We start from the raw sequence: 17,284 nt of genomic DNA, 5'->3' as shown, positions 1-17,284 counted from the left end.
CATAAAGCCCCTATTGCACCATCATAAACAGAGCATATAAAATGAAAAAAGAATATTCTCACAAAACAAATTGATTTTTTTACTTTTTATTCAAGCAAATAAGGCAATTATGGCAATGCAAAAGATATGAAAATTGAAAATGACGAAAAGAAAGTACAAGTAAACGTAAAAAAAGCTTATATGAAAGAAAACACAAGTTATAAATGAGACTCCATTCTAAACAATTTTGTTTCTTATGAGTATTGCTATAGACTTGTATTCATACAAATAAGAGGATCATCATGAAAATAATTGTCGCTGTCAAACGTGTTGTGGATTATAACATCAAGATACGCGTCAAGCCCGATAGCACAGGCGTTGATCTGTCTCACGTAAAAATGTCTATGAATCCTTTTGATGAGATAGCCGTAGAGGAAGCAATTCGCCAAAAAGAATCCGGTAAAATTTCAGAAGTTGTTCTTGTTTCAATTGGACCAGAAGCAGCCCAAGAAACTCTACGAACAGGACTTGCAATGGGGGCTGATCGCGCACTTCTTGTCACCACGGATCAAACACTTGAACCCTTAGCAATTGCTAAGGTTCTCAAAGCCATTGTTGATGAAGAAAAACCTGATATGGTCTTTTTAGGAAAACAAGCGATTGATGACGATAGCAACCAAACAGGACAAATGCTCGCCGCTCTTCTTGGGTGGGGACAGGCAACTTTTGCCTCACATCTTAACATAGAAAATGGGCATGCGACAGTTATTCGTGAAGTTGATAATGGAACACAAACCCTTTCTCTTCCCCTTCCCATGGTTATGACCGCCGATCTACGGCTCAATGAACCGCGCTACACCTCTCTCCCTAATATCATGAAAGCAAAAAAGAAAATCATTGAACAAAAAGCGCTGACTGATCTTGGCATCGATACGAAAGCACGCTTAACAATTTTAAGCGTTGAAGAACCCAACCCCCGTCAATCTGGTATTAAAGTAGCGAATGTAGAAGAGCTTATCAGTGCGCTAAAACAAAAAAACTGCATTTAATATTCTCACCATTAGCGTAAAAGCAACACTCACATAAAAAGGCAAAAATTTATGGCAACTCTTTTATTGGCCGATCATAATATAGAAGAAACCGCAAAAGCACTCACCGCAGCGCGCGCACTCAGTAACGATATCGATATTTTGCTTTGCGGAGAAAAAATTCAAACGATAGCGGAAAACAGTGCTAAACTTAATGGTGTGCGGCAAATTCTTATTGCCGAAGCAGACTATTTAGCCCATCAACTCGCCGAACCTATAGCAGACACAATTCTCACATTAGCAAATGATTACGATGTGATCATGGCTGCATCCAGCAGCACTGGGAAAAATGTGATGCCACGCGTAGCAGCTCTTCTTGATCTTATGCAAATTTCAGATATTACCGCCGTTCTTTCTCCCGATACTTTCAAACGACCAATTTATGCAGGCAATGCATTTGAAACTGTACGCACCAATGATCACAAAAAGATTATAACAGTTCGCACCGCTTCTTTCACACCAACACCTTCCCAAAATAATTCTGCTCCCATTAAAACAATAACGCCAGCTGCCAATCCAAATCTTTCTTCTTTCGTAAAAGAAGAAACCAACAAAAGTGATCGTCCTGATCTTACCTCAGCCCGTGTTATTATATCAGGCGGACGCGGTCTTGGTTCTCAAGAGCAATTTATGGCACTTCTTCTTCCCCTTGCAAACAAATTAAATGCCGCTTTGGGTGCCAGTCGCGCAGCAGTGGACGCAGGCTATGCGCCCAATGATTGGCAAATTGGACAAACAGGAAAAGTCGTTGCCCCTGAACTCTATATTGCCGTTGGCATTTCCGGTGCAATCCAACATTTAGCCGGTATAATGGATGCACAAATTATTGTTGCCATTAATAAAGATGAAGAAGCTCCCATCATGCAAATTGCCGATTATGCTCTTGTAGGTGACCTCCATCAAATTATTCCAGAATTGGAGAAAGCTTTATAAACCATGAAAGCACCTCTGCATGACCAGCGTGAAAGTATGGAGTTTGACATAGTCATTGTCGGAGCAGGACCTGCAGGGCTTTCTGCCGCAATTCGTTTGAAACAAATTAACCCTGAGCTTTCTATCGCAATTATTGAAAAAAGTACCGAAGTTGGTGCACATATCCTCTCTGGCGCAGTTGTTGACCCCATTGGTATCAATACACTCTTACCAGAATGGCGAAATGACAATGACCATCCCTTCACGACCCTTGTTACCCGTGACCAGTTTTTTTTTCTAAAACCTCAAAAGGCTACAATATTTCCCAATATTTTGCATCCCAAAATCTTATCAAATGACGGGTGTTATATCGTTTCGCTTGGAAACGTCTGCCGCTGGCTAAGCAAAAAAGCTGAAGCATTGGGTGTTGAAATCTATCCTGGTTTTGCCGTAACAGAGACCATTCAAAACGATAACAGAGCGATCATTGGTGTTCTCACCGGTGATATGGGGCTTAACAAAGATGGAAGCCACGGAAAAAATTATATGCCTGGTATGGCTTTATTGGCAAAATATACTTTAATTGCGGAAGGAGCACGCGGCTCAATTGCAAAACAACTGATACAACATTTTAATCTTAGCAAAAACCGTGAACCACAAAAATTCGGTCTTGGTCTCAAAGAGCTCTGGGAAATTGATCCCCACAAACACCAACGCGGTTTAGTACAACATTTCACCGGTTGGCCCTTAGACAATAATACCGGGGGTGGTGGCTTTATTTATCACCAAGAAAACAATATCATTTCTGTCGGTTTTGTTGTACACTTAGATTATAAAAATCCTTATCTTTCTCCCTTTGAAGAATTTCAACGTTTTAAAACACATCCAAAACTCTATGAAATCTTCAAAGGTGCAAAACGTCTTTCCTATGGTGCACGTGTTATCAGCGAGGGAGGTTGGCAATCTGTACCAAAACTCACCTTTCCTGGTGGAGCACTTATTGGCTGCTCTGCTGGATTTGTTAATGTTCCGCGTATCAAAGGATCACATAATGCCATCTTATCTGGCATATTAGCTGCCGATAAAATCGCTACCGCTCTTGCACAAGGGCGTGCCCATGATGAGGTGAAAGAAATCGAAGAACAGTGGCGAAAAGGGCTCATTGGCAAAGATCTTTATAAAGTGCGAAATGCCAAACCACTCTGGGCAAAATATGGGACAAAATATGGAATTAAACTTGCCGGTTTTGATATGTGGTGGCAACAACTGTTCGGATTTTCTTTATTTAAAACACTCTCCCATGGAAAAGAAGATTATGCATGCCTTGAACCAGCAAAAAAATTTCAACCCATTGCTTACCCAAAACCAGATGGTGTTGTAACCTTTGATCGCCTTTCAAGTGTTGCCCTTTCCAATACACACCATGAAGAAAATCAACCTTGCCATTTAAAAATAGCCTCATTAAAAAAACAAAAGGACTCTGAATATGCAATCTACGGAGGACCTTCCACAAACTATTGCCCCGCCGCTGTCTACGAATGGCTAGAGGATAATGACCATCTGACTTATATGATCAACGCTTCAAATTGCATACATTGTAAAACATGCGACATCAAAGATCCGAACCAAAATATCACTTGGACCTGTCCGCAAGGCAATGAGGGCCCCTTCTATCCTAATATGTAACCCTCACTATATGATTATTGTTCTTTCTCCTAAATTGAAATATTTCCCTCAGATCAGAAATCTATCAATCATCTTCCTATATAGGTTCTTTCATAGTGTAAAATGGACTCTATTCTCATATAAAATACTCTCCTCACTGCATGATTTTTTTCAATAAAAAAACAAGAATGAAGATATCTTGACCATTCTGCTATAAAAATACAGACACTGCTCTCAACAGTCTGTACAAAGGCAAAGCTGTGGCTCTACTTTGCTCCCTCCCCTATGATCCAAAATGGATTTAGCCCCCTCAAAGAAAACTCCATCGTTTCAAAAAGCCAAGAATAAAACCCATGGAGATATGCTTCGAGTTTGTTTTATCTCCTATCCTTTGCCAAGCAATTTTCACTAAAGGAAACCACGGATGAATGTAGAAAAAAGAAAATATTGCATGACACAGAGCATGCTTATTTAATCACTCTCAATGTTTCTACTGATAAAGATATCCCCAAATCTAAGTATCACATCAACTTTTTACGCTCAAATCAAGGGTAGTCTATACATTGTCTTGCATCTAACCTTTACAGATGGAATGCAAAGAATGTGTAAAAACACCATAAGAATAAAAAGCCATAAGCGCTATCATTATTGGAAATAATATCTGACAAAACCTAAATGTCTTTCCAATTCATGACCATTCTATTACGCGTTTTATAGCGTATTTTCTTTATAAAGCTTGTACTTTCTCTGTAGCTTGTAAATCAACATCCAAATCGAACACAAGCGGCATATATGAAAGAAAGATAAAGGTGAATGAAAGCGAGTCATTCCAACTTTTGTATCCTGAGCAAAAATCTTGCATATTCTATTTAAATTTTCCCTGAAATGAAAATACAGCTTCACTGAGTAAGAATATGAGGTCTGAAAGGAAGAAATCTGTTTCACATCTTTATCATCATCTTTTCATGCGGTTTTACGACTTTCAAAAACATCACACTATCTTTTAAAAAAGAGAGATTACGTATTATCCCTGCTTTTATGACTTGCATTTTTTATGGGAGCATATCCTTCAAAAAAATAAAACGCCCAAAATTAAAACAAACTTGTATTGCTTATTTATGGATTTATTTTTAAAAGATAGCTCTCAATATATATCGAACAATTCTTTCGCGATAAATCTTGAGAAAAATATCTCGTATTCTCGTAAATGAATAGTTCCATATTTACGCAATAAAAAGTATAAACCGGCAGCATCACTTTCTTTGCTAACTCCAATGTTGCGATAGCCTTTGCTTTAAGAGAGCTCAAAAAGGCATTTTACTCCTTTTTTACTCATCTTCAACGACACACCAATCCTCCTTGTGATGCATACAAATGATTTTAATTCATTGATGATAAGAGGCGTTAAAATGAGATAATTTTACGATATTTAAGGCGCCTACTCTATAGGCAAAAAATAACAAATTATCCATTATAAATCAAATAATTAAGATAAAAATGAACCTTGAAAGTTTTTAAGATATTCTTTATATCTGTTAAGGGGGAAGAGAATAGGACAAAATGAAATATTTTGCTAAGAAGGGCTTATATTTGATCAATAACGATATAGCGAGTTGTTTGTGTTTTAAAAGGATCTGCTGACGTTTACTCAGAAGAACAGTTTGAATATCAATAGAGCATTTGAAAGATGGGCGTTATGGAAATAATTGAGAAAGTTTAGCTTGTAAAAGAGCACAACCAAGCGTGAAATATAGGCACAGGTAAAATTGTTTTTGGTTCTCGAAAGAAAAACTTTATAGAAAATTATAGAGCTGATAGGATATTGGATACATCTGGAGTCTGTTTTTTTGAAAAAGATCATGCTGACCAAAACAGATGATAATGTTAGTGAATATGAAGGTAAAACTATTGTATTGTGGGAGTATCAACTATTCGAGCAAAGTAAGCCTTTGTAATGATAAAAAATGTACTGGTAAAAAATGAACAAAAATGGCTTATAAAGCTTATGAGTATGAATAAAAATCTTGTGGTGAGGGGAATTTGATGAAAAGAAAAGAGCATGTGTGAAAAAGCATATTTTATAGGTGCGCATGCTTATTCTGCCCCCGTTATAGAACCAGGGCTTTATCTTGTAGCAACGCCTATTGGAAATCTTGCAGATATTACGCTTCGTGCTTTGCAAGTGCTTGCAGGAATTGATATTTTAGCGTGTGAAGATACGCGGGTAACACGTGTTTTGTTGCAACGTTATGGTATTCAGAAAAAAACTTTTCTTTATCATGAATATAATGCGCAAAAAGCGGGGCCGAAGCTCTTAGCCGCTTTGGCAGAAAATAAAACGGTAGCGCTTGTTTCCGATGCGGGAACGCCACTTATTTCTGATCCCGGATTTCGATTGGTAGAAAAGGCACGTAAAGCTGGTCATAAAATTATTCCGATCCCTGGAGCATCAGCTCTTTTAACCGCTCTTATACCAACAGGGCTTCCTACGGATAGCTTTTTCTTTGCAGGTTTTTTGAGTGCACGCAAGCGACAGCGTCAAAAACGATTGGAACAATTAAAAGAGATTCCAGCGACTTTGATTTTTTATGAATCACCGCATCGTCTTGTTGAAACTTTACAGGATATGGTCACGCTTTTTTCGGCTGATCGACCTGCCGCAATTTGTCGTGAATTAACAAAAAAGTTTGAAACAGTGGATGCTTCCAATTTGGGGAATTTGTTGGAATCTTACAAAAAACAATCACATATTCGTGGAGAAATTGTTGTACTTGTTGGAGAATCATCTTCTTCTTTAAACGTGATGAGTGATCAAGAAGTTGATGAAATGTTATTAAAACTCTCGCGGACACATTCTGCTGCTCAGGCAGCAGCTTTGGTTGCAAAAAAGACCGGTTTTAAAAAACAGGAACTTTTTCAGCGGTTAAATTTTTTAAAAAATGCATAAAATTAAGACTATACAAAAAAAACGGAGGCAAAAGTCTTTTTATCGAGGGGTTCGTGCAGAAAAATTGGCAGCTTGGTGGCTACGTTGCAAAGGGTTTCACATTGCCGAAAGGCGTTTTAAAACAAAATGTGGGGAAATTGATTTAATTGCACGACGTGGAAATTTGATTTTAATCGTTGAAGTCAAAGCACGTTCAACATTAGCTGAAGCAATGGAAGCGGTTTCCCGAATGAATGAAAGGCGAATTGAAGCAGCTGCCGATATTTGGCTTGCACGGCAAAAAGATTATGCCCTTTTGTCTGTACGCTTTGATTTAATTGCAATTTTACCTTGGCGTTGGCCACAGCATATCCCTGCATTTTTTACATCTGATCAATAAAAGACTCCTTCCGTTTTAACCATACTCTATAAAAAACGTTTCGTTTTTATATGCATATGCGTTAAAAAGTGTATAACAATTTGAGCGCTATAAGGAGCGAAATATGGATGATTATGAAAAGTTTGCAACAGGTTTGCTCATTGTTTTTGGAGCGCTGATTATTGGTGGTTTAATGGCAATGCATATTGTACTTATGAATAAACCAGGTTTTTTATTTGCATTAGCCGCAGCTATTGTTGGTTGGTTTTCTGCTTTTGCCGTTCTGTTTGACAAACCAAAAGTCTATTTGGGCTTGATTATTCTTGCTATTTTATGTGTTGCTTCCTCAATTAGCATTTATGTTAGTTAAAACACATAAACTGTTAATTGAGATTCCTTTTAAAATATAAAACTGAGGAAGAGAAATGAAACTTGGCTTTTTGGGAACGGGCACAATCAGTGCTTCAATGGTCAATGGCCTCATGACAAGCACCTTTGACATTTCTTCCATTATTGTTTCACCGCGCAATGCACAAACAGCAGAGCATCTTTCACACACGTATGATAAGGTTATGATTGCTGAAAATAACCAAGCGTTGCTCGATGTGAGTGATTGTGTTTTTCTTTGCTTGCCTAACCAAATTGCAGAAAGCGTTTTGCGTTCTCTTCGCTTTCGTCCAGAACAGCTGGTTATTTCCGTACTTGCTATGGCAAAAGCAGCAGAAGTGGAAGAATGGATCAACCATAAAGTTTATCGTGCTGTTCCTCTACCTTTTGTCGCAGAGTGTAAAAATTTGACACCAATTTATCCCGATCATCCCTTTTTACGTGCTCTATTTGATGCATTGGGGGGTACATTGGTACTAGATAAGGAAGAGCAGTTTAATCTTTTTATGACTGCTGGTTCACTTATGGGCGTATATTTTAATTTTTTAGAGACAGCCCATCAATGGTTTATAACACAGGGGTTAAAACAACAGCAATCAGCAGAATTTCTTACCATGATGTTTGGCAATCTTACAGATGAAATGCGTAAAATTATAGCAACAGATTGTTCTACATCTCTCGATTTTGCACGACTTGAAAAAGAGTTTTCAACAAAGGGGGGAACAAATGAATTTTTGTCAAATTGTTTTTCTCATCAAGGGGGAAGAAGTGCTTTAACAACGGCTATTGAAGCTACTTTTCAAAAAATAAATGCTTCTAAAAAGGCTTGACCAGCATTTTTTATCCTCTCAATAAGAGAAAGTTATTGGTATTTTTATTGAGTTTTTCTTGAATATGGATTGATAACATTATCTGCTATACACATTTCAAGAGCAAGATAAACGAGCTTTTTAAACGCCCATCCCTTGTAATTTAAATGAATAGGGATCAATCTTCCGATTGATCTTCAAGCTGTTTTTATCGTAAAAAAGTGATTGTTAAATATTTTTTATAACCTTTTACAATTTTCCTCAATTATTTTCATTTTCTGTCTTCTTCTTTTCGCATCAATGCCAACATCTTTTTCACCTCACTGCTCCAACCGCCCCGATTAAGTCCCCGTTCTTCAGATTACCCAAGTGCATGACTAACTTTTTGTTTGTCACCTCTATACTCCACTCAAACATTAAGGCTTCCCTTTACCCTTACAAAGGTTACACCTATTTTTATGTCTTTTATGATTATATTTTAGCAAATTCTCTTAAACAAACATATCTTCAAAAGAATTTATTTTTTATTTGATCAACAATTTTACGATACAGTTTAGCAAGCTCTTCAGTAGGCTTAGCAACAAAAATAGGGACCCCCTCATCTGAAGAAAATCTTAAAGCTGCATCAAGCGGTATTTCCGCTAAGAAAGGGACTTCTCGACGTTCCGCTTCTGCCCGTGCACCACCATAGCCAAAAATATCATAGCGTTTTCCCGTATCAGGAGCGATAAAATAACTCATATTCTCAATGAGTCCTAGAATAGGAACATTAACTTTCATGAACATTTCTATTGCTTTACGCGCATCCACTAAAGCAAGATCTTGGGGCGTAGAAACAACCAACGCACCTGTTAATTGTACCTGTTGGGCAAGCGTTAATTGTGCATCCCCTGTACCGGGCGGCATATCAACGACTAAAACGTCCAAAGGGCCCCATACAACATCTCGTAACAATTGCGTTACAGCTGCCATAACCATAGGACCGCGCCAGACCACCGGCTTTTCTTCCTCCACCAAAAATCCCATCGACATCAATTTCAGTCCGAATTTTTCAAGAGGTTGAAGCTTTTTTTCTCCAATAAGCTGTGGTTTTTGATTAACAAGTCCTGTCAAACGTGGCAACGAAGGACCATAAATATCAGCATCCATCACCCCCGTCTTGAAACCAGAATCTTGTAAAGCTAAGGCGATATTTATTGCCATCGTAGATTTTCCTACCCCTCCTTTTCCAGAAGCAACAGCAATCACATGCCGCACACCTTCTATGGGCATTTTGATCGGTAAGAGATTTGCTCTCCGTCTAGATGCAGCCTTTGTTGTTTTTTCAGCTGTAAGTGTGACAACAACAGATTCCACGCCCTCCAAGGCACATACCATCTTTTCAGCAGAACGACGCAATGATTCCCATTCTTGCACACCTCCCTCAGGAACTGTAATGGAAAAAAAAACCTTTCCATCAGCAATCAATATTTCTGAAAGAAGCCCCAACGACACAATATCGCTTTCAAGATCTGGTCCTTTGATTGTACGTAACACATTGCGGACAGCCTCACTTGTGATAGGATTCACGTTCTTTCCTCTCTATAAAAATACCAGCAAATACAAGCATAAGAACGAAAACACTTACAGGCTTATCACCTGATAATTTTCTACTTTACTCAGCATTATAAAGTGTACATTACTTATATCTTATCTCTTTAAAAATATGAAACTATCCTTAAATAAAGAAGCTCAAACATAAAATCTGATATAAAATCCTATCAATCATGTTTATGCTACAATCAATTTAATGAATATTCTGATAAAAATTTTGTAAAAAAACTTTTAATATTAAAGGATATTTAAAATTGGCATACAGTAATCAGTCACACTTTCTTTAATGCCCTAGTCATTTGTTTTTTGTAGATTCAATCGTTATTTTCTGAAACCCTTACAGTATTTTACAAAAAGTGTCACAGACAGTTATTAAGGTGTTTTGTATTCTTTCAAGGGAGAGAAAAACATTCTAAGATTGACTTTTTTTATATTTTTCCTTATGGGTTAACAGCCGTATGATAGGATAAAATTGTTCATCTCGTGCATAACTGCTCATAAAACGAAGATTAAGAAGGGCCGCACTCCGCGGTATTTAAATAAATGAAACGTACTTACCAACCCTCTAAACTTGTCCGTAAACGCCGCCATGGGTTTCGTGCACGCATGGCCACAGCTGGAGGACGTAAAGTTATTGCTGCAAGACGTGCTCGTGGACGTAAGCGGCTCTCTGCTTAACCATTTAAATATTCACAACTATTGAGGATTTCTCATCATTTCTTCGTTGTGAAACTTTCATTATGAACCTCTAATGCCTGCTTGCAGGCATTTAGTGAAATTGCGAAATGTTCTTTTATGAAGAAAAAACATCCCTGTCGTATTCGCAAAAGAGCAGATTTTTTGGCTGTCCGTACAGGAGAAAAACGACGTGGTCCTTTATTTCTGCTCGAAGTTAAATCTCGTAAACAAACAACAGAAAAAAAAGATTCTCTTTTTGCACGCGTAGGCTTCACTGTTACCCGTAAAAACGGTAATGCTGTGAAACGTAATCGTATTAAAAGGCGCTTGCGTGAAGCCGTGAGAGTTGGTGTAACAAACCACCTAGAAGCAGGAACAGATTATGTCATTGTAGCGTACCGTGATGTGTTACATGCGCCTTTTACATCCTTAATTAGTGAGTTAAATCGGCGAATAAAACCAAAAATAAAACATCAGAAACAACAACAAGGGTGTACGGATGGAATATAACCGCAATTTCTTTATCGCTATTGGCTTATCTTTCGTAGTGCTCATCGCATGGCAATTTCTTCATGTTGCTCCCAAACAAGCAAAGTTACAAAAACAACAAATCGTCACACAGCAATTGTCAAAACAACAATCAGCTCTTGCTACTACCACGACGGATTTTTCTGACGATGCCTCAACGCATCAAGCTACATCTATCATCGAACAGCCAATGACACCTGAAATTCGGAAAGCTGTATTGGCCAAAACAGAACGTATTGCGATCAAAACCAATGAACTAGAAGGCTCTATTAATCTTGTTGGTGCACAATTCGATGATCTTCACCTCAAAAAATATCGTTTAACAGTCGATAAAAAATCACCGGAAATCGATTTGCTAAACCCTAAAGGTTTTAAAACGACCTACCTTGCTGAATTTGGTTTTGCAAGTGCGTCTTTGCCAGCAAAAGCCTTACCTCAATCGGATACAAAATGGCAAATAGAGGGAAATAATACAATCCTGACTCCTTCAACACCCATCACTTTAATTTATAATAATGGACAGGGACAAATCTTCCGCCGTACCCTTTCTGTTGATGATCATTACATGTTTACCATTGAGGATTCTATCAGCAATGAAGGTGATCAACCAATATATCTCTCATCCTATGCCCGCGTTGCACGTGCAGCGCCACCAGAACATACAAATGCAACCTATTTGCTTCATGAGGGGATGATAGGAATTGCGGGAGATTCGCTCAAAACTGAAAAATATAAAACCTTAGCAGAACTTGATCCAAATCCTGATAATGGGCAAAAGAGCATGACCTTCTCTAAAGTAACAGGAGGTTGGATTGGTATTACCGATAAATATTGGGCCGTAGCAGTCATTCCCCCGCAAAATAAAGAATATACAAGCCGTTTTATTTATTTTGATCGTTTGCAAACACATTATCAATCTGACTTGCTAGGGTCGCCTTTAACGATTGCCCCAAATGAAACAAAAACTGTTACTAATCGTCTTTTTGCTGGTGCAAAACAAGTTGAAATTATTAATAATTATCAAAATAACCTAAAAATCAAAAAGTTTGCTCTTTTAATTGATTGGGGCTGGTTTGATTTCATCACCAAACCAATGTTTTCTCTCATTGATATTCTTTATAAGCAAACAGGAAATTTTGGTATCGCCATACTTCTTGTCACAGTACTCTTAAAAACACTTCTTTTCCCTCTAGCCAATAAATCTTATAAATCTATGGCACGTATGAAGCTTATACAACCGCGGTTGCTAGAAATAAAAGAAAAATATCCCGATGACCGAACCAAACAACAACAAGCAATAATAGACCTGTATAAAACCGAAAAAATTAATCCCCTTGCCGGTTGTTGGCCAATGTTGGTTCAATTCCCAATATTCTTTGCTCTTTATAAAGTTCTCTATATCACCATTGAAATGCGCCATGCGCCTTTCTTTGGCTGGATTCAAGATTTAGCGGCACCCGATCCAACTTCTCTTTTTAACTTGTTTGGTCTCTTGCCATATACAACGCCAACATTTCTTATGATTGGTGCATGGCCTTTGATTATGGGAATAACGATGTTTTTACAAATGCGTATGAATCCCGCTCCTCAAGACCAAACCCAAGCGATGATATTCACATGGATGCCTATTGTCTTTACTTTTATGCTCGCCTCTTTCCCTGTTGGTCTCGTCATCTATTGGGCATGGAACAATATATTATCAATCATTCAGCAAGGTATCATGATGAAGCGCCAAGGCGTCAAAATTGAGCTTTTTGATAATCTGAAAGCCATCTGGAGAAGATCACCCAAAAAAGAAGTGCGTGAATGACAAGAGATTCTTCCCTTTCTGGAATTTTTTCTCGCAATTGGATTTTTATTCGTGGTGTACCAGCAATACGCTTTCTTCCCCCCGAAGGACCACCGGAAATTGCATTTGCAGGACGTTCCAATGTTGGAAAATCATCTTTAATTAACGCACTCGTCCAACAAAAAAGCTTAGCACGTACCTCAAATACACCAGGACGGACTCAAGAGCTTAATTATTTTGTCCCTGATGGCTTCAGTGGGCAACTAGGAGACCTTCCCCCTCTAGCATTAGTAGATATGCCTGGTTATGGTTTCGCTGCTGCTCCTAAAAATCTGGTTGATGCGTGGACAAATTTGATTTTTAGCTATTTACGGGGGCGCACAACGTTAAAACGTGTATATATCTTGATTGATTCACGGCACGGAATCAAAAATAATGATGAAGATGTTCTTGCTCTCCTTGATAAAGCAGCCGTTTCTTATCAAATTGTTTTGACAAAAAGCGATAAAATCAAATCAAATGCCTTGGAAAAATTAATTATGAGCACACAAACAAAGCTTCTTAAACGCCCAGCAGCTTATCCTGAGCTTCTTGTAACCTCTTCAGAAAAAGCTATCGGTTTAGAAGAATTACGTGCTGCCATTTTGCAAACCATCGCATAAGAGAACAATTCCTAGTTATTAATAATTTATTAATTATAATTGCTAGCAGCTGCTAATAATCTTGTACTTCTAGTCAAGCATCTTTATAAAAATGATTACTTGAAAGAATTTTCTTCAACTCTATTTGATAGTGTAAATTATGCTAACACTTTTTCACTCTCCCCTATCCGCTGCCTCGCGCTTCATACGCCTCATTCTTGGGGAATATGGTGTAACCACTCAACTGATTGAAGAATATGAATGGGCAAGAAGACACGAATTTCTAGCTCTCAATCCCGCTGGTCATGTTCCTGTTTTTCTCGATGAACACGAAGTTCCGTTATCAGGCCCTCTTGTTATCTGTGAATATTTAGACGAAATACATGGAAGTTTACGACAAGAAAATAAGCTCTTTCCGGAAAATCCTTTAGATCGTGCGGAAGTACGCCGTCTCAATGACTGGTTCTTAAATAAATTCGAAAATGAAGCAACGCGCCATATCGTACGAGAACGAATCCATAAACGTGAAATGCCACTTGCCATTGGCGGTGGTGCTCCTAATTCACAAATTTTACGCAATGCACGTGCCAATATTTTACCACATATGAACTATCTTAATTGGCTCTGTGCCTCTCGCGATAGTTTAGTCGGTTCTGCCTTGTCCTATGCAGATCTAGCAGCAGCAGCCTCTATTTCTGTACTTGACTTTCTAGGGGAAATTGACTGGGAACAATCTCCTGCTGCCAAAGACTGGTATATGAGAATTAAATCACGCCCTTCTTTTCGTTCTCTTTTAACAGATCGCGTCCGCGGAATTGTTGCAAGTGCTCACTATGCAGATCTTGATTTCTAGCCTTCTCTCACAAACAAAAATAAAAGTGATATTTTATCTAAAGGATATTTATAGGTTTATGAATTTTTATGCATTTCATATAAATAATACAATAATGCATTGATTTATAATCATATTTAACAGAGAATAAGACCCTTTATAATTGCATCAAAAAAGTCACTTTCTTGTCATGTCATAAAAAAGATTAGTACAGGGAGAGAAAGTATTTAAGAAAGAATTTTAAAGACTCTCTTTAAATACAAGAGCTGTAGCATTATTAGAAGATCGGCAAATAAAATAATAATACTTAACGCATGTTATCCTCCATTCTCCCCAATATATGAAAAAATGTATTGCATAATATATATACTATTTGCTCTATAATAAACAAAACTCATTATGCGTTTTTATAACATAACAATTTTTTCAACTGACTTTCCTCAAGGATGAAGAATCCGACCAACTCTCGTGTGTAAACAATCCAACTTCTTGTTAGTCTCTTGTTTTTACTCCCTTTTTACATGATTTTATTTATGGATAATATATTGATATACAATCATTTTTAACTTAAATCATCAATTCCAAATACTTTTTTCTCATTACCTTCCTCACATTTGAAACAATCAAAATCACTTGCTTATGGGTCACAAATGAAATTGGTAAGTGAAAAAATATTAAAGAAAAGAATGAAAATGCCTAAGTGCCAAGAATTATTAAAACATTAAAGGCTAATAAAACGCATGATAGTGCTGATTTTCTCTTTTCTGAAGCATAAAGATAGTGGCGCAGAATAGATGTTATATTATTTATGGATACTCTCTCGTGATACCACTCATGAACACTATCATAAAATAAGTTTAGAAAAATTGATAAATATTTCTTTAAGAAAAGCGCATGAATTGACAACATAGGTCTATTTTGTTTGGGAGATCTTGTTTTGCATGAAGAACGCTCCCCCTTAAAGAACGAAAGAAACAAAAGCGTAAAGTAATACACAATCTTCATTAGGTTTCATAAGCAAACCTTACTTAGGAATATTCATCACACCCTCTAACGAAAAACATCTCTATTTAAATTTGTAGATCTTATATCACTTGCTCTAAACAACAGTATCTTACAGCACAACAAGATAAATTAAAGCAGAAAAAAATTTTTCTATAAAGAAAAAGAACCATTGGAAAGAAGGCAAGAATTTGCCTATACTGCACAGTAAAGTATCATAAGGAGATAAAAATGCGCCTTACAGTTGTTGGTGCAAATGGAAGAATGGGACGTGAACTCATTACAGCAATCCAGCAGAGGAGAGATGTAGAGCTTTGTGCTGTTCTTGTACGCAAAGGCTCACCGTTTGTAGGAAAAGATGCCAGTGCCTTAATTGGTTCTGATTCTCTTGGGATTAGTATCACTGACAATCCCGAAAATGCCTTTTCTAATACAGAAGGTATTTTAGATTTTTCACAACCAGAAGCCAGTATTCTTTATGCTAACTACGCTGCTCAAAAAAGCCTTGTCCATATTATTGGCACCACAGGATTTAGCAAAACAGAAGAAGAAAAAATTGCAAATTTTGCAAAATATACAACAATTGTCAAATCCGGAAATATGAGCCTTGGAATAAATCTTTTAGCAAACCTTGTAAAGAAAGCCGCTAAAGCATTAGAAGCCGATGATTTTGATATCGAAATTTATGAAATGCATCACGCGAACAAAGTTGACGCCCCTTCTGGAACAGCCATTCTTCTTGGCCAAGCAGCAGCTGAAGGGCGCAATGTTATGCTTAAAAATGTGGGTGTCAACGAACGCAATGGTCATATAGGTAAACGCAAAAAAGGCACCATTGGCTTTTCCTGTTCACGTGGTGGAACAGTTGTTGGAGAACACAGTGTCATTTTTGCCGGTTCCAATGAGCGCATTATTCTTTCACATACAGCGCAAGAACGCTCTATCTTTGCCAACGGTGCATTAAAAGCAGCTTTATGGGCACAAAATCATGAAAGCGGTCTTTATTCAATGTTCGATGTTTTAGGATTGAACGATGAATTTTAAACAATCAATAGAATAGAGGCAATTCATAATGGGACGCATACTTGTACTCATTCGTCATGGACAAAGTGAATGGAATCTCAAAAACCTTTTTACCGGTTGGAAAGATCCCGATTTAACAGAAAAAGGTCATGCAGAAGCGATAGCAGCAGGAGAAAAACTAAAAGAATATGGTTTAAAGTTTGATATCGCTTATACATCTGCCTTACAGAGAGCTCAAAAAACCGCTCAGCACATTTTAGAGCAAATGGGACAATCAGATTTAGAAGTGATAAAAAGTCCCGCATTAAATGAACGTAATTATGGTGATCTTTCTGGTTTAAATAAAGATGAAGTACGCCAACAATGGGGGCAAGAACAAGTGCAAATGTGGCGCCGCTCCTATACGATTGCGCCGCCGAATGGAGAAAGCCTACGCGACACCGGTGCGCGCATCTGGCCTTATTATCTTTACCATATCCAGCCTCATATTTTGCGCTCCCAAACTGTTTTGATCGCAGCACATGGAAACTCTCTTCGTGCTCTTATTATGGCGCTTGAAGGTCTAACTGGTGAGGAAATTATATCTCAAGAATTAGCGACCGGCATTCCTATTATTTACACATTTAATCCGGATTCAACAATTTTATCAAAGACAGTCCTCACACCCTAAACTTCTAACCTTAAACTTCTAAAATCATGATCTCCCTCAAAAATTCAATTCTATCGTTTTAAGCTGAAAAAATAAATTCTATAATTTTATTGACAGAGTTTCTTCATGCGCTTAGATGAATTTTATAAGCCCAGATGGCGGAATTGGTAGACGCGCAGGTTTCAGGTACCTGTGCCGTAAGGCGTGGAGGTTCGAGTCCTCTTTTGGGCACCATGTTCTTTTTTATCCAAAATAATTTATTGATTTTCCATATATTTTTTACAGTGAGGGACGCGTAAATAAAAGTTAGGGAATAGGATTTTTAATATTTCTCTATAAAGCACGCTTCGCACAATGTTTCTAATGTTTCTTTGAAGTCTGCTAACGCTTCTTGATGTAAGCCA

15 protein-coding genes and 1 tRNA gene are annotated in these 17,284 nt (G+C 37.7%); 15 read left to right on the top strand and 1 reads right to left on the bottom strand.

Annotation, left to right across the window (positions count from 1 at the left end; all coding sequences use genetic code 11):
• Positions 1 to 281 precede the first annotated feature (281 nt).
• The 7 genes from ACFIJL_RS07175 (at position 282) to ACFIJL_RS07145 (ending at position 8,166) form a co-directional block, all read left to right on the top strand.
• The gene (locus ACFIJL_RS07175) at positions 282 to 1,028 is read left to right on the top strand and encodes an electron transfer flavoprotein subunit beta/FixA family protein (protein WP_375623832.1); all 747 of its coding nucleotides are present in this window, start codon (positions 282 to 284) and stop codon (positions 1,026 to 1,028) included.
• 51 nt (positions 1,029 to 1,079) lie between these two features.
• Complete coding sequence (locus ACFIJL_RS07170) at positions 1,080 to 2,000, top strand: electron transfer flavoprotein subunit alpha/FixB family protein (protein ID WP_375623830.1); 921 nt, start codon at positions 1,080 to 1,082, stop codon at positions 1,998 to 2,000.
• Positions 2,001 to 2,003: 3 nt separating this feature from the next.
• Positions 2,004 to 3,665, top strand: coding sequence for a 4Fe-4S dicluster domain-containing protein (locus ACFIJL_RS07165; RefSeq protein WP_375623828.1), 1,662 nt, complete (start codon positions 2,004 to 2,006; stop codon positions 3,663 to 3,665).
• Between the two features lie 2,038 nt (positions 3,666 to 5,703).
• Positions 5,704 to 6,591: a 16S rRNA (cytidine(1402)-2'-O)-methyltransferase gene (gene rsmI, locus ACFIJL_RS07160; protein WP_375623826.1), complete on the top strand. Its 888-nt coding sequence runs from the start codon at positions 5,704 to 5,706 to the stop codon at positions 6,589 to 6,591.
• 10 nt (positions 6,592 to 6,601) lie between these two features.
• Positions 6,602 to 6,970 carry a YraN family protein gene (locus ACFIJL_RS07155; RefSeq protein WP_375623865.1) on the top strand — a complete coding sequence of 123 codons (369 nt, stop codon included), beginning with the start codon at positions 6,602 to 6,604 and terminating at the stop codon, positions 6,968 to 6,970.
• A 103-nt stretch (positions 6,971 to 7,073) separates the two neighbouring features.
• Positions 7,074 to 7,319, top strand: coding sequence for a hypothetical protein (locus ACFIJL_RS07150; RefSeq protein ID WP_375607294.1), 246 nt, complete (start codon positions 7,074 to 7,076; stop codon positions 7,317 to 7,319).
• 55 nt (positions 7,320 to 7,374) lie between these two features.
• Positions 7,375 to 8,166 carry a pyrroline-5-carboxylate reductase gene (locus ACFIJL_RS07145; RefSeq protein ID WP_375623824.1) on the top strand — a complete coding sequence of 264 codons (792 nt, stop codon included), beginning with the start codon at positions 7,375 to 7,377 and terminating at the stop codon, positions 8,164 to 8,166.
• 486 nt (positions 8,167 to 8,652) lie between these two features.
• Here the strand turns inward: ACFIJL_RS07145 and ACFIJL_RS07140 are convergent, their stop codons facing one another.
• Positions 8,653 to 9,714, bottom strand: coding sequence for an Mrp/NBP35 family ATP-binding protein (locus ACFIJL_RS07140; protein WP_375623822.1), 1,062 nt, complete (start codon positions 9,712 to 9,714; stop codon positions 8,653 to 8,655).
• Positions 9,715 to 10,281: 567 nt separating this feature from the next.
• On the opposite strand from ACFIJL_RS07140, the gene rpmH reads away from it, so the two are divergent.
• The 8 genes from rpmH to ACFIJL_RS07100 all read left to right on the top strand — a co-directional run bounded on the left by rpmH (position 10,282) and on the right by ACFIJL_RS07100 (position 17,114).
• Entirely contained in the window at positions 10,282 to 10,416 is a 135-nt protein-coding gene (gene rpmH / locus ACFIJL_RS07135; protein WP_005864709.1) for a 50S ribosomal protein L34, read from the top strand.
• A 117-nt stretch (positions 10,417 to 10,533) separates the two neighbouring features.
• Positions 10,534 to 10,926, top strand: coding sequence for a ribonuclease P protein component (rnpA, locus tag ACFIJL_RS07130; RefSeq protein ID WP_375623819.1), 393 nt, complete (start codon positions 10,534 to 10,536; stop codon positions 10,924 to 10,926).
• Positions 10,916 to 12,754, top strand: coding sequence for a membrane protein insertase YidC (gene yidC, locus ACFIJL_RS07125; protein ID WP_375623817.1), 1,839 nt, complete (start codon positions 10,916 to 10,918; stop codon positions 12,752 to 12,754). The genes rnpA and yidC overlap by 11 nt, the downstream gene beginning before the upstream one ends.
• Positions 12,751 to 13,395: a ribosome biogenesis GTP-binding protein YihA/YsxC gene (yihA, locus tag ACFIJL_RS07120; RefSeq protein ID WP_375623815.1), complete on the top strand. Its 645-nt coding sequence runs from the start codon at positions 12,751 to 12,753 to the stop codon at positions 13,393 to 13,395. The genes yidC and yihA overlap by 4 nt, the downstream gene beginning before the upstream one ends.
• Before the next feature lie 139 nt (positions 13,396 to 13,534).
• A complete protein-coding gene (locus ACFIJL_RS07115; protein ID WP_375623813.1) occupies positions 13,535 to 14,227 on the top strand; it encodes a glutathione S-transferase family protein in 693 nt (230 codons plus the stop codon).
• A 1,212-nt stretch (positions 14,228 to 15,439) separates the two neighbouring features.
• The gene (gene dapB / locus ACFIJL_RS07110) at positions 15,440 to 16,252 is read left to right on the top strand and encodes a 4-hydroxy-tetrahydrodipicolinate reductase (RefSeq protein WP_375623811.1); all 813 of its coding nucleotides are present in this window, start codon (positions 15,440 to 15,442) and stop codon (positions 16,250 to 16,252) included.
• A gap of 28 nt (positions 16,253 to 16,280) precedes the next feature.
• Positions 16,281 to 16,901 carry a 2,3-bisphosphoglycerate-dependent phosphoglycerate mutase gene (locus ACFIJL_RS07105; protein WP_375623809.1) on the top strand — a complete coding sequence of 207 codons (621 nt, stop codon included), beginning with the start codon at positions 16,281 to 16,283 and terminating at the stop codon, positions 16,899 to 16,901.
• Between the two features lie 128 nt (positions 16,902 to 17,029).
• A tRNA-Leu gene (locus ACFIJL_RS07100) sits at positions 17,030 to 17,114 on the top strand.
• Positions 17,115 to 17,284: the final 170 nt, after the last annotated feature.

It is taken from the genome of Bartonella sp. TT119HLJHH (assembly GCF_042193385.1).
GTDB lineage: Bacteria > Pseudomonadota > Alphaproteobacteria > Rhizobiales > Rhizobiaceae > Bartonella.
This window is presented reverse-complemented; position numbering and strand designations above follow the sequence as displayed.

Excerpts from the sequence above, each read along its gene's own strand:
- ACFIJL_RS07175 (WP_375623832.1), top strand. The coding sequence starts at position 282 with ATGAAAATAATTGTCGCTGTCAAACGTGTTGTGGATTATAACATCAAG.
- ACFIJL_RS07170 (WP_375623830.1), top strand. The coding sequence starts at position 1,080 with ATGGCAACTCTTTTATTGGCCGATCATAATATAGAAGAAACCGCAAAA.
- ACFIJL_RS07165 (WP_375623828.1), top strand. The coding sequence starts at position 2,004 with ATGAAAGCACCTCTGCATGACCAGCGTGAAAGTATGGAGTTTGACATA.
- rsmI (WP_375623826.1), top strand. The coding sequence starts at position 5,704 with ATGTGTGAAAAAGCATATTTTATAGGTGCGCATGCTTATTCTGCCCCC.
- ACFIJL_RS07150 (WP_375607294.1), top strand. The coding sequence starts at position 7,074 with ATGGATGATTATGAAAAGTTTGCAACAGGTTTGCTCATTGTTTTTGGA.
- ACFIJL_RS07145 (WP_375623824.1), top strand. The coding sequence starts at position 7,375 with ATGAAACTTGGCTTTTTGGGAACGGGCACAATCAGTGCTTCAATGGTC.
- rpmH (WP_005864709.1), top strand. The coding sequence starts at position 10,282 with ATGAAACGTACTTACCAACCCTCTAAACTTGTCCGTAAACGCCGCCAT.
- rnpA (WP_375623819.1), top strand. The coding sequence starts at position 10,534 with ATGAAGAAAAAACATCCCTGTCGTATTCGCAAAAGAGCAGATTTTTTG.
- yidC (WP_375623817.1), top strand. The coding sequence starts at position 10,916 with ATGGAATATAACCGCAATTTCTTTATCGCTATTGGCTTATCTTTCGTA.
- yihA (WP_375623815.1), top strand. The coding sequence starts at position 12,751 with ATGACAAGAGATTCTTCCCTTTCTGGAATTTTTTCTCGCAATTGGATT.
- ACFIJL_RS07115 (WP_375623813.1), top strand. The coding sequence starts at position 13,535 with ATGCTAACACTTTTTCACTCTCCCCTATCCGCTGCCTCGCGCTTCATA.
- dapB (WP_375623811.1), top strand. The coding sequence starts at position 15,440 with ATGCGCCTTACAGTTGTTGGTGCAAATGGAAGAATGGGACGTGAACTC.
- ACFIJL_RS07105 (WP_375623809.1), top strand. The coding sequence starts at position 16,281 with ATGGGACGCATACTTGTACTCATTCGTCATGGACAAAGTGAATGGAAT.